Source organism: Streptomyces sp. NPDC006879, assembly GCF_042869595.1.
Taxonomy (GTDB): Bacteria; Actinomycetota; Actinomycetes; order Streptomycetales; family Streptomycetaceae; genus Streptomyces.
This window is the reverse complement of sequence record NZ_JBIAGC010000005.1, coordinates 18,833-44,698: the sequence shown is the minus strand read 5'-3', so window position 1 is coordinate 44,698 and position 25,866 is coordinate 18,833. Positions and strand designations below refer to the sequence as shown.

Annotated in this window: 17 protein-coding genes; 6 read left to right on the top strand and 11 right to left on the bottom strand. The window is 70.3% G+C overall.

The window, feature by feature from the left end; translation table 11 throughout:
• Position 1: 1 nt before the first annotated feature.
• The 4 genes from ACFYMC_RS05785 to ACFYMC_RS05770 all read right to left on the bottom strand — a co-directional run bounded on the left by ACFYMC_RS05785 (position 2) and on the right by ACFYMC_RS05770 (position 5,089).
• Positions 2-883 (bottom strand): carbohydrate ABC transporter permease, encoded by an 882-nt coding sequence (locus ACFYMC_RS05785; RefSeq protein ID WP_388519359.1) that lies wholly within the window; start codon positions 881-883, stop codon positions 2-4.
• Between the two features lie 250 nt (positions 884-1,133).
• A complete protein-coding gene (locus tag ACFYMC_RS05780; protein WP_388519356.1) occupies positions 1,134-2,468 on the bottom strand; it encodes an ABC transporter substrate-binding protein in 1,335 nt (444 codons plus the stop codon).
• Between the two features lie 144 nt (positions 2,469-2,612).
• Complete coding sequence (locus tag ACFYMC_RS05775) at positions 2,613-3,812, bottom strand: ROK family transcriptional regulator (RefSeq protein WP_388519353.1); 1,200 nt, start codon at positions 3,810-3,812, stop codon at positions 2,613-2,615.
• A 179-nt stretch (positions 3,813-3,991) separates the two neighbouring features.
• Positions 3,992-5,089 carry a mechanosensitive ion channel family protein gene (locus tag ACFYMC_RS05770; RefSeq protein WP_388519351.1) on the bottom strand — a complete coding sequence of 366 codons (1,098 nt, stop codon included), beginning with the start codon at positions 5,087-5,089 and terminating at the stop codon, positions 3,992-3,994.
• A gap of 277 nt (positions 5,090-5,366) precedes the next feature.
• Here ACFYMC_RS05770 and ACFYMC_RS05765 point away from each other — a divergent pair, with 277 nt between their 5' ends.
• A complete protein-coding gene (locus ACFYMC_RS05765) occupies positions 5,367-5,903 on the top strand; it encodes an HNH endonuclease (protein ID WP_388519789.1) in 537 nt (178 codons plus the stop codon).
• 86 nt (positions 5,904-5,989) lie between these two features.
• On the opposite strand, the gene ACFYMC_RS05760 is transcribed toward ACFYMC_RS05765, so the two are convergent.
• Complete coding sequence (locus ACFYMC_RS05760) at positions 5,990-8,962, bottom strand: beta-N-acetylglucosaminidase domain-containing protein (protein WP_388519348.1); 2,973 nt, start codon at positions 8,960-8,962, stop codon at positions 5,990-5,992.
• A gap of 285 nt (positions 8,963-9,247) precedes the next feature.
• Here ACFYMC_RS05760 and ACFYMC_RS05755 point away from each other — a divergent pair, with 285 nt between their 5' ends.
• The 3 genes from ACFYMC_RS05755 to ACFYMC_RS05745 are packed head-to-tail and all read left to right on the top strand — an operon-like array spanning position 9,248 to position 11,850.
• Entirely contained in the window at positions 9,248-9,481 is a 234-nt protein-coding gene (locus ACFYMC_RS05755) for a hypothetical protein (RefSeq protein ID WP_388519345.1), read from the top strand.
• A complete protein-coding gene (gene malQ / locus ACFYMC_RS05750; RefSeq protein WP_388519342.1) occupies positions 9,482-11,593 on the top strand; it encodes a 4-alpha-glucanotransferase in 2,112 nt (703 codons plus the stop codon). It abuts the gene before it with no gap.
• A 20-nt stretch (positions 11,594-11,613) separates the two neighbouring features.
• Entirely contained in the window at positions 11,614-11,850 is a 237-nt protein-coding gene (locus ACFYMC_RS05745) for a hypothetical protein (protein ID WP_388519339.1), read from the top strand.
• 86 nt (positions 11,851-11,936) lie between these two features.
• Here ACFYMC_RS05745 and ACFYMC_RS05740 read toward each other — a convergent pair whose 3' ends face one another.
• The gene (locus tag ACFYMC_RS05740) at positions 11,937-12,422 is read right to left on the bottom strand and encodes a MarR family winged helix-turn-helix transcriptional regulator (protein WP_388519336.1); all 486 of its coding nucleotides are present in this window, start codon (positions 12,420-12,422) and stop codon (positions 11,937-11,939) included.
• A gap of 159 nt (positions 12,423-12,581) precedes the next feature.
• On the opposite strand from ACFYMC_RS05740, the gene ACFYMC_RS05735 reads away from it, so the two are divergent.
• Positions 12,582-13,514, top strand: a complete 933-nt coding sequence (locus tag ACFYMC_RS05735) for an EamA family transporter (protein ID WP_388519333.1) — start codon at positions 12,582-12,584, stop codon at positions 13,512-13,514.
• A 90-nt stretch (positions 13,515-13,604) separates the two neighbouring features.
• On the opposite strand, the gene pepN (ACFYMC_RS05730) is transcribed toward ACFYMC_RS05735, so the two are convergent.
• Positions 13,605-16,175: an aminopeptidase N gene (gene pepN / locus ACFYMC_RS05730; protein WP_388519331.1), complete on the bottom strand. Its 2,571-nt coding sequence runs from the start codon at positions 16,173-16,175 to the stop codon at positions 13,605-13,607.
• A 143-nt stretch (positions 16,176-16,318) separates the two neighbouring features.
• Between pepN (ACFYMC_RS05730) and ACFYMC_RS05725 the strand changes: the two genes are divergently transcribed.
• Positions 16,319-16,846 carry a DUF1203 domain-containing protein gene (locus ACFYMC_RS05725; RefSeq protein WP_388519329.1) on the top strand — a complete coding sequence of 176 codons (528 nt, stop codon included), beginning with the start codon at positions 16,319-16,321 and terminating at the stop codon, positions 16,844-16,846.
• A gap of 61 nt (positions 16,847-16,907) precedes the next feature.
• On the opposite strand, the gene ACFYMC_RS05720 is transcribed toward ACFYMC_RS05725, so the two are convergent.
• The 4 genes from ACFYMC_RS05720 to pepN (ACFYMC_RS05705) form a co-directional block, all read right to left on the bottom strand.
• Positions 16,908-17,936: an aspartate-semialdehyde dehydrogenase gene (locus ACFYMC_RS05720; RefSeq protein WP_388519326.1), complete on the bottom strand. Its 1,029-nt coding sequence runs from the start codon at positions 17,934-17,936 to the stop codon at positions 16,908-16,910.
• Between the two features lie 342 nt (positions 17,937-18,278).
• Positions 18,279-21,617, bottom strand: a complete 3,339-nt coding sequence (locus ACFYMC_RS05715; protein ID WP_388519324.1) for a S8 family serine peptidase — start codon at positions 21,615-21,617, stop codon at positions 18,279-18,281.
• 289 nt (positions 21,618-21,906) lie between these two features.
• Complete coding sequence (locus ACFYMC_RS05710; RefSeq protein ID WP_388519321.1) at positions 21,907-22,959, bottom strand: hypothetical protein; 1,053 nt, start codon at positions 22,957-22,959, stop codon at positions 21,907-21,909.
• Positions 22,960-23,158: 199 nt separating this feature from the next.
• Positions 23,159-25,738: an aminopeptidase N gene (gene pepN, locus ACFYMC_RS05705; RefSeq protein WP_388519319.1), complete on the bottom strand. Its 2,580-nt coding sequence runs from the start codon at positions 25,736-25,738 to the stop codon at positions 23,159-23,161.
• Positions 25,739-25,866 lie beyond the last annotated feature (128 nt).

Here is a 25,866-nt window from a genome sequence, read left to right as displayed (position 1 = left end):
CTTAGTCACCTGCCTGGAGGAGTCCACCGCGGCGACGCATCAAGAGTGCGGTGAACGCCATGGCGAGGGCGAAGAGCACCAGGGCGATGACGCAGGCCGAACCGTAGTCGAACCGCTGGAAACCGAGGTTGTAGACGAGCTGGGGCAGGGTCAGCGTGGACCTGTCCGGATAGCCGGGTTCGAACTGTTGCCCGGAGCCTCCGATCACTCCGGCAGCCACCTTCCCTGCCACCAGCGGTTGGGTGTAGTACTGCATGGCCTGGATCACTCCGGTGACCACGGCGAACAGCACGATCGGCGAGATGTTCGGCAGGGTCACGAACCGGAAGCGTTGCAAGGCCCCCGCCCCGTCCAACTGCGCGGCCTCGTACTGCTCCTTCGGCACGTCGAGCAGGGCGGCCATGAAGATGACCATCAGGTCGCCGATGCCCCACAGTGCGAGCACGGTCAGGGCCGGCTTGGACCAAGTGGCGTCCGTGAACCAACCGGGTGTGGGTAGCCCCGCCGTTTCCAGGAGCGAGTTGACCGGACCGGTGCCCGGATTCAGCAGGAAGACGAAGCCGAGGGTGGCTGCCACCGGAGGGGCGAGGTAGGGCAGGTAGAAGAAGGTGCGGAAGACCCCGGCCCCGGTCTTGATCTTGGTGATCAGCAGCCCGATGCCCAGCCCGAAGACCACCCGGCAGCTCACCATGACGGTGACCAGCCACAGGGTGTTGCGCAGGGCCGGCCAGAAGAGTGGGTAGTCCTCGAAGACGTACGACCAGTTGGCCAACCCGTTGAAGGCCGGTGTCCGGAAGCCGTCGTAGTCCATGAAGGAGAAGTAGAGGGTGGACAGCAGCGGGTAGGCGAAGAAGACGCCGAAGCCGATCAGCCACGGTGACATGAAGGCGGCGGCGCGGCGCGCCGCCCCCCCCCCGCGCGGCCCCCCCCACCGGGGGCGTGGTGAAAGAGAGGTAATTAACCATAGCGCGGTGCGTGTCGATATGACGGGCGGTGTCGGGCCGACCCCCCGCCCCCCCCCCCCCCCCACCCCCCCCCCCCCCCCCCCCCCCCCCCCCCCCCCCCCCCCCCCCCCCCCCCCCCCCCCCCCCCCGGCGGCGCTGCACGAGCAAGGTGGGCGTGCTCATCGAGAGCTACTTCACCTTCGCGAGGTCCGTGTCGATCTGACGGGCGGTCTCGGCCAGACCGCCGGCCAGTTCACCGGCTGAGCCCTTCTCGTACCGGTAGCCGAAGTCCTGGAGGGTCAGCTGGTACTGGCCGCCGTCGGGCTGGGCGGGTGTGGTGTTCGACTTCGGGTGCTTTGCGATGTCGATGAACGTCTGGAACCCTTCGGCGATCTCCAACTCCGGTGAGCTGAGCGCCGCCAGGGTGGAGGGGACGTTGTGGATGCCGTTGGCGAAGGCGACCACCGCCTCGGTGTCGGTGGTCATGTACCTCACCAACTCCCAAGCAGCGTTCTGCTTCTGGCTGGTGGCCGCGATGCCCATGATGGTTCCGGAGAGGTAGCCCTTGCCGTAGTCGTCGACCTGGTCGTCGGCCACCGGGAGCGGGGCGGTGCCGATCTCGAACTTCGCGCCCGCCTCCCGCGCCATCGCCAGCCGCCATTCGCCGTCCAGCTGCATGGCTACCTTGCCCTGGTGGAAGGGGTGTTCGGCGCTCCACTCGTCACCGAAGGTGTTGCGATACCTCTCCAGCTTCGAGTGGCCGCCGAGCTTGTTCACCAGGTCCTTTTGGAAGGTGAACATCTTGGCGAAGGCAGGGTCCTTGGCGATGTTCGACTTCCCGGCGGAGTCGAAGTACGCCACCGGCCCCCACTGCGACAGGTAGTGCATCGGGGTGGTCTCGTAGCCGTGGAAGTTGGGCATGAAGCCGAGTCGTTCGTAGGAGTCGGCCGAGGCTTTGGTCAGCTTCTGCGCTACCTCGGAGAACTCCGTCCAGGTCTTCGGTGGTTGGGTGATCCCGGCGGCCTTGAAGGCGTCCTTGTTGTAGTAGAGCCCGTAGGCGTCGCTCAGCAGCGGCAGGGTGCACTGGTTGCCGTTGAACTGGGTGTAGTCCAAGAGCGTGGCGGGGAAGACCTTCGCCTTGTCCACCTTCGACTTCGCCAGGAAGGGGTTGAGGTCGACGAAGGCGCCCGAGGTGCAGAACTTGCCCACGCTGTCCGTGGTGAAGGAGGACACCACGTCGGGGGCTTTGGGACCACCGGCCCGGAGCGCTTGGTTGATCTTGTCGTCGGTCATGTTCCCGGTGACGTTGACCTTGATGTTCGGGTGGGCCCTGGTGAAGCGGGACACGTTCTCCTGGATCGCTTTCACCTCCCCCGGGGCGCTCCAGCCGTGCCAGAAGTTGAGGGTGACGTCCTGCTTGGCGTCGTCCTGGGCGCCGCCGGAGCTCTGGCCGGTACAGGCGCTGGCGAGCACCGATATCGCGAGGGCGAGGGCTGGGGCGGCGAGTCTGCGGATCCTCGGCACGGTGGGCTCCTTGGGCGGGGAGGGGTGGCGTGTGGGTGCGGTTCCTTGGTGCTTGGGTGCTGCTTGCGCTTTGGTGCTTGGGCATGGCGAGAGGCGGCTTGGTCCCGGGGCACGCGGGTGAACGTGCGGGGGCGCGGGTGCGCCTCAGTGCCGGGAGGTGTCGAAGACCTCGTCACGTGTGGCTGCCAGGGCGCTTTCCAACGCCCCGCGCAGCACGGGTCGTTCGCGGACCTCGCCGATCACCAGTCGGGGTCGCGAGGCGGCGAGCTCGGCGAGTTCGGCCTCGACCCGTTCTCGAAGTGGTTCACCGCCCGCGGTCAGGGTGGCGCCGGACAACACCACGATCTCCGGGTCGAGTACGGCGACCATGGAGGCGAGGCCCACCGCGACGCCGGTGGCGAAGACCTCCAGCAGGCGGCGGTACGGCCCTTCCGGCGCGGTGGCGCCGCGTTGCAGCAAGGTGGTGGCGGCGGCGAGCGGGTCCGTGGGGTGTACGGCTGTTTCGATGCCCAGTTCGCGGGCCAGGCGGGGTACCGCCTGGACGCCGGCGAGCTCCTGGTAGCCACCGGAGTTGGCGCGGGTCACTTCGCGCACCAGGGCGGTACCGGGCACGGGCAGGAAGCCGACCTCCCCGGCGCCACCGGTCCAGCCGCGGTGCAACCGGCCGCCGAGGACGAGGGCCGCTCCGATGCCCGCCTCGTTCCACAGCAGCACGAAGTCCTCGTGACCGCGGGCGGCCCCGCGGCGTTGTTCGGCGATCGCCACGAGGTTCACGTCGTTCTCGTATTCGACGGGCATCGGCAGGGCCGCCGCGAGGTCCGCCAGCAGGGTCTCGCCGTGCCAGCCGGGCAGGTGGCTGGCGTAACGCAGTTGCCCGGTGTGCGGGTCGAAGGCGCCAGGGGTCGCGATCACCAGTCGATGCAGGTCCGAGCGGGTGAGGCCGGCGGCCTTGACGGCGCCGTCCAGTGCCCGACCGACCCGGTCCACGGCGTTGGCGCAGGCGTCTGCCGGTAGTTCGTAGCTCCCGACGGTTCGGCCCGTGAGATCGGCGACCGCGGCCAGGATCCGCTCCGGGGTGACGTCCAGTCCGGCCACGTGGGCGGCGCGGGCGTTGAGGGCGTAGAGCTGGGCGTTGGGGCCGGGGCGCCCGCCCGTGGTGCCGGTTGCGAGGACGAGACCGGCGCTTTCGAGGCGGGCGAGTAGCTGGGAGGCGGTGGGCTTTGACAGCCCGGTGAGGGCTCCGATCCTGGTGCGAGAGAGCGGCCCGTGTTCCAGCAGCAGGTCCAGCGCGGCGCGGTCGTTCATGGCCCGCAGCACGCGGGGGGTGCCCGGTGTGATGGCCATGCGCTGCTCCTTGGTGTAGTGCCGGGAGGCATCCGAGGATGACTGTTAGGAAACCTTCCTGTCTCCTGTTCAGGAACTTAGGGTGCTCGGACCGGGGCCGTCAATGCTTTGCGCCCCCGCAACAGGTCTGAACCTGTCCGCGAGGGCGCAAGAGGGTGGTGCTGGACTGCCCGCGGGGGCTACTTCGCGAGCTTCGTGGTGGCCGAAGCCGGGATCGCAGACGCGGCGATGGACTGCGGGGAGATCGGATTGGCCAGGGCCGAAGGCGGCGCGACGCCCGCCGAGGCGTCCACCGCGGAGTCGGCGTCCTCGGTTGCCGGAGCGCCGCCGACGATGGAGATGTCCGCCCGGTCGAAGGCCTCCTTGATTCGCCAGCGGAGCTCACGTTCGACGGCCAGGTGCTGTCCGGGCATCGTCTTCGCGGAGATGCGGACCGTCATGGAGGCCAGCAACACCTCCGACAGGCCGAGGACCTCCACCGGGCCCCACAGCCGCTCGTTCCACGGCTCCTCCTTGGACATCGCCCCCCCGACCTCCGCCATCAACTGGCGGATTCGGCGGAGGTCCTCACTCGGCTTGACCTGCACGTCCAGGCTCGCGGTGGCCCATCCCTGGCTGAGGTTGCCGATGCGCTTGACCTCGCCGTTGCGCAGGTACCAGATCTCGCCGTTGTCACCGCGCAGCTTCGTCACGCGCAACCCCACCTCGATGACCTCGCCGGAGGCGACACCGGCATCCACCTTGTCGCCGACCCCGTACTGGTCCTCAAGGATCATGAACACCCCGGAGAGGAAGTCCGTCACCAGGTTGCGGGCGCCGAAGCCGATGGCCACGCCGGCCACGCCGGCACTCGCCAGCAGGGGGCCGAGGTTGATCTGGAGTGCCCCCAGCACCATCAACCCAGCCGTGCCCATGATCAGGAAGGACGCGACGGACCGGAGCACCGAGCCGATCGCTTCGGAGCGCTGTCTGCGGCGCTCCGCGTTCACCAGCATCCCGCCGAGCACCGTGCCCTCCACGGCGTCGACCCCGCGGTTCATCCGACATATGAGCTTGGTGATGCCCCGGCGCACCGCCGACCGGAGCACCGCCGCGATCACGACGATCAGCAGGATCTTCAGGCCCACGTTGAGCCAGTTGGACCAGTTCTCCTCGACGTACCCGGCCGCGTCACTGGCGGTCTGCTGGGCCTCCAGAAGGGTGGCGGCCGGGGCTTCGGGAGTGGTGGCGGCCAGAGCCAGCAGGTCGGCGGGCCAGGACACGACGGAGACCTCCATATGAGCCGTCCACCCGCGCGGACTGAGCGGTGTGGCCAGGCCCATAACAGTATCCGGGCATCGAGCCTCCGTTTGCCGCGTTGTTCGAGGGAGAGCAAAGGCGGGCCGGGGGATCACGCGGAGGAGGCGCTCCACCGCACCGGGTGACCCCCGGCGGGGAAAATCCCCTCGTCCCGTTACTGGTACGTGGTGGCGCTACGACCAGCCATAAGGAGAGACTGAGAGCAGATCGTCCCGGCGCGAGCCACGCGCCGCCGGCGTACAAGGAGGCATGTCCGTGCCGCACGTCCTGGTCCTCAACGCGTCGTACGAGCCGCTCGGCGTCGTACCGCTCCGCCGCGCGCTCGTCCTCGTCCTGGAGAACAAGGCAATCTGCCTAGAGGAATCCGGCGCCTTTTTGCACAGTGCCACCAGAGCCGTCCCCGCGCCCAGCGTGGTGCGGCTCAGACGCTTCGTGCGGGTCCCTTACCGGGGGCCCGTTCCGCTCACCCGCCGTGCGCTCTTCGCCCGGGACGGCGGTCGTTGCATGTACTGCGGCGGCGTCGCGACCAGCGTCGACCACGTCGTCCCGCGCAGTCGCGGTGGTCAGCACGCCTGGGACAACGTCGTGGCGGCCTGTCGGCGGTGCAACCACGTCAAGGCCGACCGCCACCTGGTGGACCTCGGTTGGCGACTGCGCCATCAGCCAGCCCCGCCCGCGGGCCTGGCCTGGCGCATCATCGGCACCGGGCACCGCGACCCGCGCTGGATGCCCTACCTCCAGCCCTACGGCGCGGCGGACGCCATGGCGCGCATCGACGGGGTCTCCGCCTGACGGTGCCGGGGCAGTGCCCGTGGGGGTGGGGTCGACCCGCACGGATCGACCCCACCCCAGGGGTGCAGCGGGCGGTCCGCGTCACCTCAGTCCTCGGGCGCCGTGGACTCCTCCGGGGTGCGCTCCGGCTCGACCGCGTAGGCCTCCACGGCGAACAGCGAGCACCCGTAGCGGGCATCGGCGCGGCGATCACAGGAAACCCGCAGGTAGCGGGAGTCCGGCGCATCCATCCGCACCGACTCGCGGCCCCCGGGGCCGTCGTCGACCTGTGCTGCGGTGCGCCAGGTCTGGCCGTCGGCAGAGACCTCGATCCGGTAGCCGGAAGCGTGGGCTTCCTGCCAGTGCAGCACCACTCGGCCCAGCCGGACGGGAGCGGCCAGCTGGGTCTGCCACCAAGCGCCGTCCTCGGCAGGAGAGGACCAGCGGGTTTCCGGGTCCCCGTCGGCCGCTGCCGCGGCAGGGAAGTCCGGGGTCTCGTCCGCCGAGGAGGAGGGCGTCGAGCCCGGTACCAGGTCCGGGCCGCCCGTCCGGGGGAAGGCCCGTACGGTCAGCACCCGCTGCTGGCCGGCGAAGGCCACCGGCACCTGGTAGGTGCCGGCCGGCGTACCGGTCGGCACGGTGACCTCCACCGGAACCGCCAACTTGGTGCCGCGCGGCAGCGTGGTCTGCTCGGGCACCTTGACCTCGATGCCCCGGGGGGCCTTCGCTGTCAAGGTGCCGCGGACATCGCCCGGACGTACCGCGGAGATTTCGGCGGCCACCCGCTGGGGGCCGCCGCCGATCTCGGCGTCGGTGCGGCCACCGCCGCCCAGTTCCAGTCGGGCGTCCGGCTCGTCCTCGAACCAGGGCACCACCTTGTGCACCTCGGGCGCCTGCCCGGCCCAGGCCAGCCGTATGGCATCGGCCCGTAGGCCCTTGGTGGCGGCCTGGGTCCATCCGCTGGGGGAGACCCGGCCGATCGCCCGCCAGCCCTCGCCCGGCACGTGTGCCTCCACGGTGGCACCGCGGTCCGGGCCCGGCCCGGTCATCACGGTCACCGCCTCCACGGGGCGGGGCCTATCCATCTGCACCGTGAAGGAGGCGGCGTCCTTGGACACCGTCCCGGTGCTCCGGCTCGCACCCGTCCAGGCGTCGGACTCCTCGGCCGCCTTGGCCAGGAACGGATCGAGGACGCCCTTGCCGAGCGTCACCGGAGCTGCATCGATCTTCGCCCGCACCGCGCGCAGTTCCAGAGTCCCCCGCCAGGCGCCCGCGCCGTCGCCGTGGGCCTGGGCGCGCAGCAACTCCACTGCGTGAATCCCCGCTCGCCCATAGCGGGCCAACTGCTCGCTCCACGGGCCGATCTCCTCCGCCAGGGTGCCCTCGGCGGGCCCGGTCAGCCGGTCCGGGGCCTGGCTCATCACCGCGAAGGAGTCCCGTAGCCGGTCCGCGGCCCGATCGAGGGCAGTGCGGTTGCCGCTGGAGCGGGCCTGCCAGAACTCCGCGATCAGTGGCCGCAGATATCCGGACTCGCTACCTCCGAGTGAGGAGGAGGCGGCGTTCCGGGCGAGTGCCGCCAGCGCGTCACGGCTCCTGCGGTCACCGCCGGCGAGTTCGTCGATGGCGGCTTCCCAGGAGGCGCGGGGCTGGTAGCCGCGGGGGTTCCAGGCGAAGTCGGCGGCGGTGAACAACGGGATGCGAGAGATGGCCGGCTGCTCCATCGCATTGGCCAGCAGCGCGGCGGAGCCGCCCGCGACCGCTGGGTCGCGGCCGGTGTAGGGGCCGAGGAAGAGCCGGTCCTGTGCCCAGTCGTTGACCGGGTAGTTGTCCATGGTGGCCACCGGGTGCCCGAACACCGATCGCGCCTGGGCCAGTTCGCCGCCCGTGATGGTGCGGGGCAGGACTCCCACGCCCGTCCAGGCCACTTCGATGCTCGGTGCGAGGAACTTGGCCAGGGCGGCGCGATAGGGGGTCGTGCCTTCCTGGTAGTACTCCGTGGGCATGACGGACAGCGGTGCCGCGTCCGGGTGGCGGCGGGCCAGCTCGGCGGCCACCTCGTTGGCCACCGCGGAGTGCGCCCGGGCCGCAGCCTCGGGCCCGGAGCCGAACCGGTCCTGGTCAGCCCCACAGTGCCACTCGGTGTAACTGACGTCCTGGAACTGCAACTGGAAGGCGCGCACCCCAAGGCTCCACATGGTGTCGAGCTTGTGCAGCAGCGCGGCCACGTCCTTCGCCGAGGCCAGGCACATGGCCTGGGCAGGCGCCACCGACCAGGCGAACGTGACGTGGTTGGCGCGGGCCCGCTCGGTCAACGCCCGGAAGTCCTGGGCCTGGGAAGCCGGGTAGTCCTCGCGCCACCGGTCCTGGCGGAAGGCGTCGTCACCCGGCGCGTACAGGTAGCGGTTCTGCTTGGTTCGCCCCATGAAGTCCATTTGGGCCAAGCGCTGTTCCCGGCTCCACGGCTGCCCGTAGAAGCCCTCCGTGATGCCGCGCACGGCCGCGGTGGGCCAGTCGCGGATCTGCACTGCCGGTAGGGTCCCGCCGGTCGGGGTCCCGGCTCGGCCGCCGCCCGGCAGCAACTGGCGCAGTGTCTGCACCGCGTGGAAGAAGCCGTCCTGGTCCGTGCCGACGAGCGCGACCGTGTCCCGACCGCCGGCCCGGCCCACCGCGATGCGGTAGCCACCGGCCGGAAGGTCACCGGGGGCGGTGGCGCCGAGCTGGGTCAGTGCGGTCAGTGCGTCGGGGCCCTGGGCTCTGATGACCGTACCGGTCGGCGGGAGGGCCTCCAGCGGCGTCCGCTGGTGCAGGGTGCGCACTCCGGCGGCGCGCAGTGCGGAGCGCAGGGCGTCCGCCGCGTACGGGTCGGCGCCCGCAGGGACCACCAGGGTCGCCTCGGCGCCGAGCGGGACGTTGTGCCCGGTGGCCGTCAGCGACTGTGGCCGGGGCCACACCGTCGGGAGCGGGCCGACCGGCCGATCCGGCTGGGTTACGGGGGCGGTGACCGCCGCCGCGATGGCTGCGGACGCGCCGACCGGACCACCGACGGCGAGTCCGCCGATGACGGCCATCGCGACCGCCATGGCCCGCTTCCTGCCCCGAAGCTGCACAGAGCCTCCTCGCTTGAGTGGCCCCCCCCGCTCGTACGAATCGCCCCGAGCCCACCACCCCGCGGTGAGGGTGTCAATGCGCCCGCCCCATGTGCCCGAAATGCCGGCGGTCAGCGGGGGTTGGGCGGCGTGTCGCGCGGCTGTGCAACGGATGCGACATGCCGGTGTTTGGGCATTGGACAGCCCCGGAGGTGGTGCATTGCCGAGGGATGGGTAGGCCTGCGAATGTCCACATCCCCACGAAGGAGACAGACCAAAATGGCGCATATCGCCGAAATCAAGGGCAAACGCACCTCGTCCGCTTGCCGGGCGCTGATCGCTTTGCCTCAGATCCCCCGCCAACACACCGCGGCGGACCCCTTGACCAGCGAGCCCCCGCTGCCGGACGCGCAACCCTTGACCAGCGAGCCCCCGCTCGCCCGGGCCGCCGCCCTCACCAGCGAAGGGGCCGCGTACGACACGCCGGCCGGCCCGGAACCGGCAGGGGTGTAGATGAGCTTGGCCCGGCTCGCCGCCCGGCACGGTGTGGCCACCTCCTACGCTCCCTCCGCCGGGGTGAGCGTGCAGGTGCCCGATGCCACGGTCGTCACGGTGCTCGCGGCCCTGGGTGTGGCCGCCACCACCGAGGAGGAAGTGGAGGCCGCGCTCACCGCGGCCGAGGAGGCCGCCGCGGCGCGGATCCTGCCCGCTACCGTCGTGCACTGGGTGGGCGCGGCCGGGCCGCCGCCCGCACTCACCGGTCTCCCACCCGGGACTCTGGTCCGCCTCACACCAGAAGGGGGCGGGCAGGAGGCGCAGTGGCGCACCCCGCAGGAGCCGCCCCCGCTCCCGCTGGGCGTGCACCGGGTGACGGTTCACCCCCGTGGGGGCGAGACCCTGGGGGCGACGCTGATCGTCGCTCCCGAGCGCGCGCCGGCGCCCTGCGGCCGGGTCACCGGCCTGCTGGTGCAGCTGTACTCGCTGCTGTCCCAGCGCTCCTGGGGCATGGGCGACCTGGGAGACCTGTCCGAACTCGCCGCCTGGTCCGGGCGTACCCACGGGATCGGATTCCTCCAGGTCAACCCGCTCCACGCGGCCGTTCCCGGTGACCCCACCGACCCCTCGCCCTACCGGCCCTCGTCCCGCCGCTTCCCCGACCCGGTGCACCTGCGGATCGAGGACGTGCCGAGGCACTCCTACGCCGGGCCCGCGGAGCGGGCGGCTCTGGAGGAGCTGTCCCAACGGGTCCGGGCGCTACGTCGCGCGGTGTTGGAAGAGGGGGCGCTGATCGACCGCGACGCGGTGTGGGCGCTCAAGAGGGAGGCCCTGGAGGTGCTGTGGGCGGTGCCGGCAGGCCCCGGGGAGCGGGCCTCCTACTGTGAGTTCCTGGCCGAGCAGGGGCGGGCTCTGGAGGATCACGCCACCTGGTGCGCCTTGGTCGAGGAGTACGGGGCGGATTGCGGCGTCTGGCCCGCCGGGCTCGAAGACCCGTGTTCCGCGCAGACCGCCCAGGCGCGTCGCTCCTTGTGGGACCGGGTCGATTTCCACTGCTGGCTTGCTTACCTCACCGACCTCCAACTGTCCGGCGCCCAGCGCGTGGCCCGCGAGGCAGGGATGCCGCTCGGGCTCGTTCACGACCTGGCCGTCGGGGTCCACCCCGGGGGTGCCGACGCCTGGGCGCAGCGCGCCGCCTTCGCCGTCGGGATGTCGGTGGGCGCCCCGCCGGACGCCTTCAACGCCCGTGGGCAGGACTGGGGGCTGCCGCCGTGGCGCCCCGATGTACTGGCGAGCCTCGGATACGCGCCCTACCGGGCACTGCTGCGGGGGTTGTTCAAGCACGCCGGCGCTCTGCGCATCGACCATGTGATGGGCCTGTTCCGGCTCTGGTGGGTACCTGCGGGGTGTGAGCCCTGCGAGGGCACCTACGTCAGTTACGACCACGAGGCCATGCTCGCCGTGTTGGTCCTCGAAGCGCACCGGGCCGGGGCGGTGGTGATCGGCGAGGATCTGGGCACCGTGGAGCCTGGGGTGCGCGAGGTGCTGGCCCGTCGAGGTGTGCTTGGCACTTCCGTGCTGTGGTTCGAGCGGGACTGGGCAGGGGACGGCCGTCCGCTCGCCCCGGCCCGCTGGCGGGCGGACTGCCTGGCGACCGTCACCACTCATGACCTCCCGCCCACTGCTGCGCGGCTGAGCGGTGAGCACCTGGAACTGCGCGACCGTCTCGGTCTACTCACCAGGTCGTTGGCGCAGGAACGGGTGGCCGATGCCGCTGACACCCGGGAGTGGCTGATCCTGCTGTCCCGCCTCGGACTGCTCGATGGAGTCCACGCGGGGGAGGAAGCCGCGGTCTTGGCCGTCCACCGTTACCTGCTGGCCACTCCGGCCAGGCTGATCGGTCTGTGGCTGCCCGATGCGGTGGGAGACCGGCGTCCGCAGAACCTGCCGGGGACCTCCCACGAGTACCCCAACTGGCGGCTTCCGGTGTCCGACCGGGCGGGACGGCCGGTGACCTTGGAGGATTTGGCGGCCTCGCCCAGGGCGCACGCGCTGTTCAGCGCCCTGCGGGCGGGCGAGCGGGCTGCCCCGGCCCCTCGTACGGCCACCCCGGACGCGCGCCGGGTTTAGCTGTTCGCTAGGTTGGCACCGTGGACAAGAAGAACGCCCTGCGCGCCGGCGCTGTCACGGCCGGTACGACGCTGATGATGCTGCTCATGACGTCTCCCGCGCTCGCGGTGACGCGCGACGACGGTGACGACCCGGGCCCTGGCCTGAGTGTCGGCGAGACGCTCGGTCTGTACGTCTTCACGCCGATCGTTCTGTTCCTGCTGATCGCCGGGCTGGTGATGGTCGGCGACAAGTCCCGTAAGCAGGCCAAGAGCTGACGCTCGCCTGTTGAATGCGCCCGAACGGGGGCGCCTCCTCCTCGTGTGACACGGGTGGGCGGCGCCCCCGTTTGCTTTTGTGGTCCTCAGAGGCTGGTGTGCAGACTTCGTAGCAGTTCGGTGAGGTTGGCGCGCTGTTCGGCGGTCAGCTCGGCGAGCGCCTCGAACTGCGTTTCCAGTCCGGCGCGGACGGCTTCGTCAACGAGGGCGAGGCCGCGTTCGGTGAGGGTCACCTGGAGTCCGCGGCGGTCGTGGGGGTCGGGGGAGCGGCGGAGCAGCCCGGCCCGTTCGAGTTTGTCCAGGCGTCCGGTCATGCCCCCGGTGGTGACCATCGCGGTGGCGGAGAGCTGTCGCGGGGACAGGGTGTAGGGGGTGCCCGCGCGGCGCAGGGTGGCCAGCACGTCGAATTCGCCGCGGGCGATGCCGTAGGGGGCGTAGGCCTGGTCCATCCGGTCGCCCATCTCGCGGGCGATCCGGGAGATGCGCCCGAAGATACCCATCGGGGTGACGTCCAGGTCGGGTCGTTCGGTGTTCCACTGCGCGGTGATCGCGTCCACGGCGTCTGCGTCCATGGCCCCAGTATCGAAGGCCGGTCAGTCGTCAGCAAGGAAGTGCCTTGCAAGCAAGTGGCTTAGAGGTAAGCTACTTATCGCTTAGCTAGTTATGTCGCTCCTTCGAGCGGCGCGCCATGGCCCGGGTGCTTCGCCCGGCATACCGCGGGGGTGCCTTCCGTGAACCGTGCCGTCCTCATCCTGCTCACCGCCCTCGCCCCGATCTCCTGGGGCTCGACCTACGTCGTGGCCACCGAGTTCCTGCCACCCGATCGGCCGCTGTTCACAGCGGTGATGCGGGCGCTGCCCGCCGGGCTGGTACTGCTCGCTCTGTCCCGCACCCTGCCCCGCGGGGTGTGGTGGTGGAAGTCCGCCGTGCTCGGGGCCCTCAACATCGGGGCCTTCTTCCCGCTGCTGTTCCTCTCGGCCTACCGGTTGCCGGGCGGGGTGGCCGCGGTGATCGGTTCGGTCGGTCCGCTCTTCGTCGTCGCGCTCGCCGCGCTCCTGCTCGGGGAGCGCGCCACGCTGCGCACCCTCCTGGCGGCCACCGCCGCCGCCCTCGGCGTGTCCATGGTGGTCCTCCAGGCCGGAGCCGCCCTCGACCTCCTCGGGGTCCTCGCCGGAGTGACCTCCTCGGCCGCCATGGCCACCGGCACCGTGCTGACCAAACGCTGGGGCCGCCCCCCGGGCGTTGGCCCACTGGCCGTGACCGGTTGGCAGCTGACTGCGGGAGGGCTGCTGATCGCTCCCGTCGCCGCCCTCGTCGAGGGCGCGCCGCCGGCGCTCGACGGCCGGGCGCTGTCCGGCTACGCCTACCTGGCCCTGGTCAACACGGCCGTGGCGTACTGGCTGTGGTTCCGCGGCATCGGTCGCCTCCCGGCGACCTCCGTGACACTGCTCGGACCACTGTCCCCACTGACCGCCACCGTCATAGGTTGGGCGGCCCTGGGGGAGTCGCTCTCCCCGGTGCAGCTGCTGGGGATGGTGATCGCCTTCGGCGCCACGGTCAGTGGACAACTCGCCGGTGCAAGGAGGCACCCCAGCCCCTCTTCGCCAGTGGTCACGGCTCACGCTGGAACCCCTTCAACGAGCAAGCACGCGCTGCGTCGTTGAATCCGCGCGCCGCAGAACGCCGCAGAACGCCGCAGAACGCGGTCGCCCCCGGCGTGCGGAGCACGCCGGGGGCGACCTCGGATCTGGCGATCAGGCGCCGGCGGCAGCGTCCGCAGCCTGGGCCTTCAGAGCACGCTCGATGCCCGAACGGGACTCCGAGACCAGCCGGCGCAGCGCTGCGGTCGGCTCGGCGGAGTCCAGCCACGCGTCGGTGGCGTCCAGCGTGGCCCGCGACACCTGGAGCGCGGGGTAGAGGCCGACCGCGATCTGCTGGGCGATCTCGTGGCTGCGCGATTCCCACACGCCCTTGACCGTCGCGAAGAACTTGTCGGTGTACGGGGCCAACAGTTCGCGCTGGTCGGTCTGCACGAAGCCACCGATCACCGCTTCCTGCACGGCGTTCGGGAGCTGGCCGCTCTCGACGACGGAGGCCCATGCCCAGGCCTTGGCTTCGGCCGTGGGTCGGGCCGCTCGGGCGGTGGCAGCATGGCGCTCACCGGCCGCGGTCCGGTCCCGTTCCAGCTCGGCTGTGATGGCCTGCTCGTCGGCGCGTCCGGTCGCGGCCAGCCGCTCCAGGAACGCCCAGCGGAGCTCGGTGTCCACGGCCAGCCCCTCGATGGCCCGGCTGCCGTCGAGCAGGGCCGCGAGGAAGTCCAGCTGTTCGTCCGTGCGGGCCGCGGCGGCGAACGCCCGGGCCCAGGCCAACTGGTGGTCGCTGCCGGGGGCCGCGTTCGACAGGTGGGTGCGGGTGGCCTCGGTCCAGGTGGCCAGACCGGTCTCCCGCCAGGAGGGGTCGGCGTACAGGTCGATGGCCAGCTTGACCTGGCGGTGCAGGGACTGCACCACACCGATGTCGGTCTCCTTGGCGATCCCCGAGAGCACCAGGGACAGGTAGTCGCGGGTGGCGAGCTCGCCGTCGCGGGTCATGTCCCAGGCCGAGGCCCAGCACAGGGCGCGCGGCAGCGAAGCCTCGAAGTCGCCGAGGTGGGCGGTGACCTTGGCCAGCGACTGCTCGTCCAGTCGGACCTTCGCGTAGGACAGGTCGTCGTCATTGAGCAGGAAGACGTCCGGGCGGCGGCGACCGACCAACTCGGGGACCGCGGTCAGAGCGCCGTCCACGTCGAGTTCGATACGGTCCACCCGCGTCAGCTTGCCGCCGGTCAGGTCGTACAGGCCGATCGCGATGCGGTGCGGACGCAGCACCGGCTCGCCCTTGGCCCCGGCGGGCAGGGCCGGTGCCTCCTGGCGGACGGCGAAGGAGGTGATGACCCCGTCCGGGTCGGTCTTGACCTCCGGGCGCAGAACGTTGATCCCGGCGGTCTGCAACCAGGCCTGCGACCAGGTCTTGAGGTCGCGGCCGGAGGTCTGCTCCAGCGCGCCGAGCAGGTCGGAGAGCCGGGTGTTGCCGAAGGCGTGCGCCTTGAAATAGGCCTGGACGCCCTTGAAGAACTCCTCGGTCCCCACGTACGCGACCAGTTGCTTGAGCACCGAGGCGCCCTTGGCGTACGTGATGCCGTCGAAGTTGACCATGACGTCGTCGAGGTCACGGATGTCGGCCATGATCGGGTGGGTGGAGGGCAGTTGGTCCTGCCGGTAGGCCCAGGTCTTCATGGAGTTGGCGAAGGTGGTCCAGGCGTGCGGCCACTGCGAGCCCGGGGCGTGTGCCTGGCAGGCGATCGAGGTGTACGTGGCGAAGGACTCGTTCAACCAGAGGTCGTTCCACCACTCCATGGTGACGAGGTCGCCGAACCACATGTGGGCGAGCTCGTGCAGGATGGTCTCGGCGCGGACCTCGTACGCGGCGTCGGTCACCTTCGAGCGGAAGACGTACTGGTCGCGGATGGTGACCGCGCCCGCGTTCTCCATGGCGCCCGCGTTGAACTCGGGGACGAAGAGCTGGTCGTACTTGGCGAACGGGTAGTCGTAGTCGAACTTCTCCTGGAACCAGTCGAAGCCCTGCCGGGTCACGTCGAAGATCGCCTCGGAGTCCAGGAACTCGGCGAGTGAGGGCCGGCAGTAGATGCCCAGCGGAACCGACTGCCCGTCCTTCTCGTAGGAGCTGTGCACCGAGTGGTACGGGCCGACGATCAGCGCGGTGATGTAGGTGGAGATCCGCGGGGTGGGTTCGAAGGTCCAGACGTGCTGCACCGGTTCCGGGGTCGGGGAGTTGGAGATGACGCTCCAGCCCTCCGGCGCCTTCACGGTGAACTGGAAGGTGGCCTTCAGGTCGGGCTGTTCGAAGGAGGCGAAAACGCGGCGGGCGTCCGGCACCTCGAACTGGGTGTAGAGGTAGGCCTGCTCGTCGACCGGATCGACGAACCGGTGCAGACCCTCACCGGTGTTGGTGTACGCGCAGTCCGCGACGACCTTGAGCTCGTTGGGCCCGGCCGCGAGGTGCTTCAGCGCGATCCGGGAGTCCCGGAAGACGGCGGCCACGTCCAGGGAGTGACCGTTCAGCACCACCTCGTGGACCGCCGGCGCGACCAGGTCGATGAAGGTCTCGGCCCCGTCCTCGGCGGACTCGAAGCGGACGGTGGTGACGGAACGGTAGGTGCCGCCCTCCTGCGCTCCGCTCAGGTCGAGGTCGATCTCGTACGAGTCCACGCTGAGCAGCTTCGCCCGCTGCTGAGCCTCTTCACGGGTCAGGTTCGTGCCAGGCACGCGTTCATCTCCTTTGATGCGGGGTTTCCGCCATCCTTCCACGTGGCAACCCTCGGAAGCCTGCGAGTAACGCCGCCTTCGCCAAGAGCACAAGGTCCGAATTCCGCCGGTTCTCGGCTGCGGGGGCCCGCAAGGTGGGGGGCATGGACACTCCCATCGCACTGCCGATCTCGCCCGAGGCCCTCGACCAGCTACGCATCCGCGATGACGCGGGTCGGCCCTGCCTGCCGTACCGAGACCCGGAAGGGGGCGCACCGCTGCGCTGCTGCCTGCGCCGCAGCAGGCCCGGGGAACAGATCGCGCTGGTCTCCTATGCCCCGCTGCGCCGCTGGGCGGCGGCCCACGAGGTGGATCCCGGAGCCTATGACGAACTCGGCCCGGTCTTCCTGCACGCCGAAGACTGCGGTGGACCGGAAGGAGAAGGATCCGCCTTCGACGAGCCGGGGGCGGTCCGGGTGCTGCGCCGCTATGACGCGGCGGGTCGAATCCTCGGCGGTCGGGTGCTGGCGTTGTCACCGGACCGGTCGCCGGGGACCCCGGAGTCCTTCCGGTACCCGGCGCGGATGCTCAGAGAGGCCTGCGGGCAGGCCTTTGCCGATCCCGCGGTGGCCCTGGTCCACGTGCGGGCCGCCGAGTTCGGCTGCTTCCTGTACGAGGTGCGCCGCCGCTGAGCGGAGCCGGCGTGAGGGCAGGGGGCGGCCACCGTGGCCGCCCCCTGTCGGTTGTCGGTGCTCAGCCGGCGAGTTCCTCGGCGACGAGCTCCGCGATCTGGACCGCGTTGAGCGCCGCGCCCTTGCGGAGGTTGTCGTTGGAGAGGAAGAGCGCGAGGCCGTGCTCCACCGTCTCGTCCACCCGGATGCGCCCCACGTAGGAAGCGTCCTGGCCGGCCGCCTGGAGCGGGGTGGGGATCTCGGAGAGTTCGACACCGGGGGCGTCGGCGAGCAGCTCGTAGGCGCGCTCGACGCTGATCGGCCGCTCGAAGCGGGCGTTCACCTGGAGGGAATGGCCGGAGAAGACCGGTACGCGCACACAGGTGCCGGAGACCTTGAGCTCCGGGATGCCGAGGATCTTGCGTGATTCGTTGCGGAGCTTTTGCTCCTCGTCCGTTTCGAAGGAACCGTCCTCGACGATGTTGCCCGCCAGCGGGACCACGTTGAAGGCGATCGGACGCTGGTAGACGCCCGGTGCCGGGAATTCCACGGCGGCGCCGTCGAAGGCCAGCTGGTCGGCCCGCTCGACGACGGCGCAGCTCTGGGTGCGCAGCTCCTCGACCCCGGCCAGACCGGAACCTGACACCGCCTGGTAGGTGGTGGCGACCATCGAGGTCAGACCGGCCTCCTGGTGCAGCGGACGCAGCACCGGCATGGCGGCCATCGTGGTGCAGTTCGGGTTGGCGATGATCCCCTTGGGGCGGTTGCGGACCGCCTGCGGGTTGACTTCGGAGACCACCAGCGGGACCTCGGGGTGGCGGCGCCAGGCCGAGGAGTTGTCGATCACCACGGCGCCCTGGCCGGCGACCTTCTCGGCGAGCGCCTTCGAGGTGGCCCCGCCTGCGGAGAACAGCACGATGTCCAGGCCGGTGTAGTCGGCGGTGGCGGCGTCCTCGATGGTGATCTGGCGACCCTCCCACTCCAGGACCGAGCCGGCGGAGCGGGCCGAGGCGAACAGCCGCAGCTCATCGACCGGGAACTTGCGCTCGGCGAGGATCTGACGCATGACTCCGCCGACCTGTCCGGTGGCTCCGACGATTCCGACCCTCACGGTGACTCCTCTGTAGTCCTTGGGCATCCCTGCCCGCCTGCCCCATCATGCGTTCGACCCCTGGCGGGTTGTCCAATCCATTGTCCGAGGGGCGGACCGCGGCGGCCGGTGGGCCGGCGCCGCCACCATCCCTCGGTGTGCCGGCCACGCCACCTCCGGGGAAGGTGCGCGCCCCGCGCGGACTGGACGCGGTCCGCTGGCGCGGGCACCACCGGACACGTCGATCCGGTTATCGGATGCCCCGAACGCGTCCGCGCACACCCCCGGGGCGGGAGCGGGCCCCGAACAGGACGAAGGGCGGGCGCTCCGAGGAGCACCCGCCCTTGTCTTCACCGCCGGAGGTTACGGGGTGACGCTCTCGATCTGGACGCTGCCGATGCCGGCGGCGGTGCCGCGACCGTTGAGCAGCTGGACCTGGCCGAAGAAGCCGCGGCCCTCGGGGGCCTCGCTGTTGACCAGGACGTTGGCCGAGACGTTGGCGGAGCCGCCGTTGGCCAGGTTCACCGCGGTGCTCTCGTCGACCTTGACCTCACCGAGGGAAGCGGCGAAGTACACGTCGCGGTAGTCGTACGTGGTGGTGCCGGCCGGCACCGCGTAGCCGTAGACCTCGATGGTGTAGGTGCCCGCGGCCGGGTTGACCAGGCTCACGGCCTCCTCGGAGTCACCGTCGGCGGAGGAGCCGACCTTGACACCGTCCTTGTAGACGTCGAGGTCGAGGTCGGCGGCGGCGTCGGAGACGTTGCCGATGGCGATGTCCAGGCGCTCGACGCCGGCACCGATGGTGACCTCGGTGGTGTGCGTCTCACCGTTGGCGATGGTCGGCTTGGCGACCTTGGCGGAACCGAGCGGGCCGCCCTTGAGCTTGCCGCCTGCGATGGACGCGAAGTCGTTCTTGACCGTCCACTGGACCGGAACCGGGGTGCCGATCTTCGCCTCGGGAAGGACCTTGACGGCCGGGTCGAAGCCGGCGCCCAGCACGGTGACGTCGAGCTTGAAGGGGTTCTTCAGCATCGGCGAGGTGCGGCGGGACTCGACTTCGATCTCCCAGACGCCCGGCTGCGGGTCCGCGTAGGAGCGCAGGTCGGGACGGCAGGTGTTCTTCGGGCTCTCGTAGTTCGGGTAGCAGTAGATCGTCGAGCTGTCCTCGACGCCCACGCCGTACGGGTGGATCGAGATGAAGCGGGTCTGGCTGCCGGCCTTCAGGCCGCTGAGGGCGACCTCAAGGGACTTGGCTCCCTGCGGCACGTTCACGAAGTAGGACTTGGTGAGGTTGCGGTGCACCGAAGAGGAGTGCGAGACCTTGAAGCCCGGCTTGACCAGCTGGTCGGCCACGACGACGGTCGCCAGGACCTGCTTGTCGATGCCCTCGGTGCGCTCGTCGTCCAGCTGCAGGATGGCGCTGTGGACGCCGCCCTTGCGCGGCTTGGCCTGGACCTTGACGGTGACCGGCTTGTTCAGCGGCAGGGTGACGTAGTCGTAGCCACCGATGACCTTGAAGGTGCCGTCGTTGTACTTCCAGCTCAGGTCGTGACGCACACCGTACGAAGGGCCCGAGGTGCGGGTGATGGTGACGTTGTACGTCTTCTTCTGGCCGACCTTCAGGCCGCCCTCGCGGTCGTAGATGCCGGTGCCGAAGCCCGGCTCCTTGAGGAACTGGTCGATCGCGGTGTCGACCGGCGCCTTGACGTCGAAGGTGTGGGCGGTGGCGCCGCGCTGGATGGACTTCCAGGCGGCGTTGATGTCGATGAGTCCAGCGCCCTGCTCGTGAGCCGAGAAGCCGGAGATCTTCTTCGCGGTGCTCGTCAGAGCGGTGCGCAGGTTCGCCGGGGTGAGGTCGATGCCCTCACGCTTGGCGGCGGACAGCAGGAGAGCGGCGGAGCCGGCGGCCTGCGGCGAGGACATCGAGGTGCCCTGGAGCATCGCGTAGCCGGCGGGCAGCGAGTAGCCGGCTTCCTTCACCGGGGAGCCCGGCACCCAGGTCTGGGCGGTGTTGATCGCGGCGCCCGGAGCGGTGATGGTCGGCGTGAAGCCGCCGTCCTCGCGCGGGCCGCGGGAGGAGAAGGGGAACATCGCGTACGGCTTGGAGACGATCGAGCCGTAGTTGGCGGCCCAGGTCGCCTTGGACACGGCGGCACCGACGCTGAGGACCTTGTCGGCCAGGCCGGGGTCACCGATGGTGTTGAGACCCGGGCCCTCGTTGCCGGCCGAGATGACCAGCTGGACGCCGTAGGTGTCGATGAGGCGGCCGTAGAGCTCGGCGCGTGCGTTGTTGCCGTCGTTCAGCGCCGGGAGGCCACCGATGGACATGTTGACGATGTCCACGCCGCGGTTGACGACGAGGTCGATCATGCCCTCGGTCAGTGCGACGTTGGTGCAGCCGCCGCTCCAGGTGCAGGCGCGCGAGGAGACCAGCTTGGCGCCGGGCGCGGCGCCGTTCATCTTGCCGCCGAAGAGGCTGTTGGCGGCGGTGATGCCGGCCACGTGGGTGCCGTGGACACCCTCGATGATGCCGATGTTGACGAAGTCCGCCTTCTTGCCGACCCAGTCCCCGCCGTACGGGTCCATCGGGACGTCCTTGCGGATCTCGATCACGAACGGGATGCGCTCGGCGACCTCGGTCGCCGGGTTGTCCGTGCCGAAGTAGCCGACCTGGTAGCCGTCCTTGTACGGCTTCATCGGCTCGTTGTTGGTGAAGTTGCCGTCCTGGTCGGTGTCGACCCGGACGGTGCCGGCGGCCGGGTCATACAGCATGCCGAACTGGTCGGTGGTGTCACCGTCACGGTTGACGTCGCCGGCCATGTCTCCGTTGGCGGTGATCGCCTCGGAGAAACGGCTCCACTGGTACGAGCCCGCCGGGGCTGTCCAGGTGCGACCGCCCACGGTGAAGGAGCCGCCGGAGACCGCGGTGACCTGCGGGCGCCAGGTGGCGTCGCCGTCCAGGATCGGGTCGGTCGCGGTGACCCAGTCGACGATCTTGCGCTCGCCGGTGGTGGTCTTCTGCAGGGCCGGGTGACCGAGGTCGACACCCGAGTCCAGGATGCCGATCGTCACGCCGCGGCCGTCCGCCTTGCGGTGCTTCTTGACGAAGTCCACCGCCCCGGTCTCGAAGGACGGGTTGTACGGGTTCTTCGCCGGGGTCTTCTTGTTCGGCGCCGCGTAGGTACGGCCCTTGACGTGCTTGCCCTTGGCGGCCTTGGCCACGCCGGCGGTGTTCGCGTCGCGGTCGGCGTCCGGGCTCGGGTCGTCAAGCTGGATCTCGTGGCGCAGGTCGATCCCGTGCACCGAGGACAGCTTCGCCGCGGCCTTGATCGCGGCCTTCGCCTTGCCGGTGGGCAGGGTGGCGCGGACGTAGCCGAGCTTGTCGTAGGTCTCGCCGACCGATCCGCCCTTGACGGCCTTGAGCTGGGCGGCGACCTGCTTGGTCTGACCGGGAGCGGTGGCGACCATCATGGTGACGGTCTTGTCACCTTTGGCCTCGGCCTCGGCGAGCAGCTCGGCATCGGAGGAACCGAGCTTCTTGTCGGCGGACTTGACGGCCGAAGCCGCGGGATCGTCGGCGCTGGCCACGGCGAAGGCGGGCACGGATCCGGTCGCCGCAAGTGCGGCGACCAGGCCCGCGGCGGCTGCAATACGCGCCGCACGCCTCGCCCCGGATATGGAGCTGGGGGACTCGGTGGTCATCTGCATCCCTGTATGTGAAAGAACGGGTCCGGATTTCGGTGCCGGATGACCGGTCAGCCTCGCGCAAATGACCACTCTTTGGGGAGGGCTGACGAGGAGCAGGAGGGTGTCATGGCATACATCCGCCACCGCGCAGGATGCGTCACTGAGCGCTTATCGGGTGATAGGGGGACGAGAGCGTGCGCCTATCCGGAAGGTGAAGTACCGCTTCCATATTGAGGGTTCACACCCGCCGAGTCCGTCAACGCCCCCCTGAGCGACCACTCCGGGACCCCGCCGCAGGCTCCCGCTACCTCGGCAGGACCACGAGGTAGGAGGCCGGATCGCGTTCCGCGGCTTCGGCCAGTGCCGTACCGAGCACAGCCACCTGCTGCTCCGGAGCCTCGCGCAGTTTGCGCGGGGTGAGGTGGACCACCGTGATACCCGAACGTTCCAGATGCTCGCGCTTGCGGGCGACCTCCGACCACTGCTCCTGTCCGGTCGCGCCCGCGCCGTGGTCACCTCCCCGGGTGTCCAACTCCACCGCCACCCCCTGGTCGGGCCAGAAGGCGTCCACGCCGCCCAGGTGCGGGCCACCGGGCAAGCGCAGGTCCACGTTCCACAACGGGTCCGGCAGGCCGTGGGTGCGCACCAGGTCGTAGAGGCGGTCCTCGGCGATCGCCCGCCCCTCCTCCAGCAGCGAGTCCACCGCGTCCACCACGTGCGGGAGGTGGAGCAACCTGGCCTGGGTCAGTTCCCGCACCACGACCGCGGCTTCGCAGTGGCCGCCGCGCACCGCCTCGGTGAGCAGGCGCCGCACCGTGCCGGCGTCCGGCAGTTGCCCGACCGCATCCGCCAACGCGCGGGCCACCGGAGCCACCGGAAGGCCGGTGACGTCCTGCGGCACGGGCATCGCATGTGTGCGTACCAGATGGGCGCAGCCGGTGGAACGCGTTCGGCGGGCGTGTGGAACCAGCACGTCGATCCGGTCCAGGGACGGAAGCGGCGGAGCCGAGACCAACCCGTGCAGGGTCAGTGCTGCCAGCCCGCTGATGACGGCATCGCGGTAACTCGGCTGCGGCGGAACCAGGGTGTCGCTCGGGCGCCCCGCGTAGAGCAGCACCGCGTGCAGTCGTTCCTCGCTGGTGGGCGGACCGGGGTGGAGGAGGAACACGCCCGGCAGGACCTGCTGCCACGGGCCACCGGGGCGGCAGCGCTCGGAGGTCAGCGCCGCGGAGATGCCGTGCGCCCGCAGTTGGCTCGTGCTGAGGACTTGGCGCGGGACGTCGCGCAGGTGGTGCAGTGTGCGGGGGGAGGCGGCCGAGGTGGGGCTCTGGCCACCGAAGGTGGGGGAGTTGTTCATGACGCGGAGGTTCCCGCCGGGGCACCTGCCTCTAACCGCTGTTACACGTCCGTCGACAAACCGGGACAACTCTTCACTAAAGTGCGGGCGTTCGAATGCCGACAACACTGCACCGCCCGCAGCTTCCCGCATGCACACACTCGGGCGCGGCCCAGGGGGCGGGACGCGCCGGCCGCCCCGCCCCCCTCGCCTGGTGTTCTCAGCCGGCCGCCGTATCGCAGGCCTGCGCCCGCAGCGCCCGCGCCAGGTCGTCACGGGCCTCCAGGACCAGCCTGCGCAGCGCCGGGGCCGCGTCCGCATGGGCGGTCAACCAGGAGTCCGTCGCGTCCAAAGTCGCCTGACTGTCCTGGAGGGCCGGGAACAGCCCGCGCACCACGTAGATGCCGATCTGGATGGACCGCTCGGACCACAGGCGCTCGATCGCGTCGAAGTACTTGTGCGCGTAAGGCGCGAGCAACTCCCGCTGGGAGGACTGGTTCATCCCCGCGATGGTCGCTTCCACCAGTGCGTTCGACAGCGCGTCGGACTCCACGACCTGAGCCCAGGCCTGGGCCTTCACCGATGCCGAAGGACGCGCGGTGAGCGCGCGCACCTGCTGCCGCTTGCCGGACGCGGTGTCGTCGCGGGCCAGTTCGCCCGCTAGGGCCTCCTCGTCCGCCGCACCGTGCGCGGCCAGTGAGACCAGGAACTCCCAGCGCAGCTCCTGGTCCACCTCCAGCCCGTCGATCCGGGCGCTTCCCTCCAGGAGGCCGCGCAGCAACTGCAGATCCGCCTCGGTAGTGGCGCTCGCGGCGAAGAACCGCGCCCAGGAGAGCTGGTGCTCACTGCCCGGAGCGGCCAGCCGCAGCTCGTGCAGTGCTCCGGCCGCCAGCTGCCGACCGCCCTGCTCGCGCCAGTCGGGCGCCGCGTAGTCGGTCAGTGCCGTACGTGCCTGCCCGTGCAGCATCTGGAGGACACCTACGTCGCTCTCGCGTCCGGCGAAGGCCAGGACCAGGGAGATGAAGTCCCGCGCCGGCATCAGCCCGTCCCGGGTCAGGTTCCACAGCGCCGACCAGCACAACGCCCGTGCCAGCGGATCGGTGAGGTCCCCGAGTTGTCCGCGCAGCGTGGTCATGGAGGCCTCGTCGAAACGGACCTTGCAGTACGTCAGGTCCCCGTCGTTGACCAGGACCAGGTCGGGCCGTTGGGCACCGGTCAGCTCGCTGACCACCGTGCGCGGCCCGGTGAGGTCCACCTCAGCTCGCGCGTAGCGGACCAGACTTCCCGCATCGCTGCGGTACAGGCCCACCGCCACCCGGTGGGGCCGCAGGTGGGGGAGGTTCGGGGGCGCCTCCTGGAGCACCGCCAGCTCCATGACCTGCCCCGCGGAGTCGCAGGTCACCTGTGGGGTCAGGGCATTGACCCCGGCGGTCTCCAGCCAGGCCCGGGACCACTCGGTCATGTCGCGTCCGGAGACTTCGGCGAGGACGGACAGCAGGTCGGCCAGGCGGGTGTTGCCGTAGGCGTTGCGCTTGAAGTAGCGGCGGGCGCCCTCCAGGAAGGCGTCCCGCCCCACGTACGCCACCAACTGCTTGAGCACCGCCGCGCCCTTGGCGTAGGTGATGCCGTCGAAGTTGAGCTTGGCGTCCTCCAGGTCGCGGATGTCCGCGGTGATCGGGTGGGTGGAGGGCCACTGGTCGGCGCGGTAGGCCCAGGCCTTGCGGCTGTTGGCGAAGGTCACCCAGCTGTTGGTGAACCGGGTGGCTTCGGCCAGGGAGAAGGAACCCATGAAATCGGCGAAGGACTCCTTCAGCCACAGGTCGTCCCACCACACCATGGTCACGAGGTCGCCGAACCACATGTGCGCCATCTCGTGGAGGATGGTGTTGGCCCGGCGCTCGTAGGAGGCCTGGGTGGTCTTCCCGCGGAAGATGTACTCCTCCCGGAAGGTGACCATGCCCGGATTCTCCATGGCGCCCAGGTTGTACTCGGGTACGAAGGCCTGGTCGTACTTCCCGAACGGGTACGGGTAGTCGAAGTTCTCGTGGAAGAAGTCGAAGCCTTCCTTGGTGACCTGGAAGACCTCCTCCGGGTCGAAGTGCCTGGCGAGCCCCTTGCGGCACATCGCGCCCAGCGGGATCTCCAGGGTGTGGCCGTCCTCGAAGGTCCTGGTGTAGGTGTCCGTGACGTAGTGGTAGGGGCCGGCCACCACCGCGGTGATGTAGGTCGAGATGGGGGCGGTCTCGGCGAAGACCCATCCCGCCTCGGACTGGGACTCCAGGGCTCCGTTGCTCCACACCCGCCAGCCTTCGGGTGCCGTCACGGTGAAACGGTAGGGCGCTTTCAGGTCGGGCTGTTCGAAGTTGGCGAAGACCCTGCGTGCGTCGGCGGGCTCGTACTGGGTGTAGAGGTACACCTCGCCGTCCTCGGGGTCCAGGAAGCGGTGCATGCCCTCGCCGGTACGGCTGTAGGCGCACTGGGCGTCCACGACGAGGACGTTCTGCGCCGCCAGTTCGTCCAGGGCGATCCTTGACCCGTCGAAGACCTGTGCCGGGTCCAGCTTGCGTCCGTTGAAGACCACCGAGTTGACGCGTGGGGCGATGAGGTCGGCGAAGGTCTCCGCCCCCGGGGAGCTTGAGTGGAACCGGATGGTGGTCCGGGAGCGGAAGGTGCGCGGGTCACCGTCCGTGGGTCCTTCCTCCACCGCCGAACGCAGGTCGAGTTCCACCTCGTAGCTGTCCACGGACAGCAGCTCGGCCCTGCGTCGGGCCTCGTCGCGGGTCAGGTTCTCACCGGGCACGGCAGCACTCCTTCGTGCGTCACTCGCCGACACAATCGCTTGCAGTGCTCGAATCCTCGCATGCCGTCGGTGGACCCCCGGTGCGGGAATGCAAGCGGCGAGGGGTCGGTTGCGAATGAGGAAATCCG

Coding starts and splice junctions, on each gene's coding strand:
- ACFYMC_RS05785 (WP_388519359.1), bottom strand. CDS start 883: ATGTCACCGTGGCTGATCGGCTTCGGCGTCTTCTTCGCCTACCCGCTG.
- ACFYMC_RS05775 (WP_388519353.1), bottom strand. CDS start 3,812: ATGGCCATCACACCGGGCACCCCCCGCGTGCTGCGGGCCATGAACGAC.
- ACFYMC_RS05770 (WP_388519351.1), bottom strand. CDS start 5,089: ATGGAGGTCTCCGTCGTGTCCTGGCCCGCCGACCTGCTGGCTCTGGCC.
- ACFYMC_RS05760 (WP_388519348.1), bottom strand. CDS start 8,962: ATGGCGGTCGCGATGGCCGTCATCGGCGGACTCGCCGTCGGTGGTCCG.
- ACFYMC_RS05755 (WP_388519345.1), top strand. CDS start 9,248: ATGGCGCATATCGCCGAAATCAAGGGCAAACGCACCTCGTCCGCTTGC.
- malQ (WP_388519342.1), top strand. CDS start 9,482: ATGAGCTTGGCCCGGCTCGCCGCCCGGCACGGTGTGGCCACCTCCTAC.
- ACFYMC_RS05740 (WP_388519336.1), bottom strand. CDS start 12,422: ATGGACGCAGACGCCGTGGACGCGATCACCGCGCAGTGGAACACCGAA.
- ACFYMC_RS05725 (WP_388519329.1), top strand. CDS start 16,319: ATGGACACTCCCATCGCACTGCCGATCTCGCCCGAGGCCCTCGACCAG.
- ACFYMC_RS05715 (WP_388519324.1), bottom strand. CDS start 21,617: ATGACCACCGAGTCCCCCAGCTCCATATCCGGGGCGAGGCGTGCGGCG.
- ACFYMC_RS05710 (WP_388519321.1), bottom strand. CDS start 22,959: ATGAACAACTCCCCCACCTTCGGTGGCCAGAGCCCCACCTCGGCCGCC.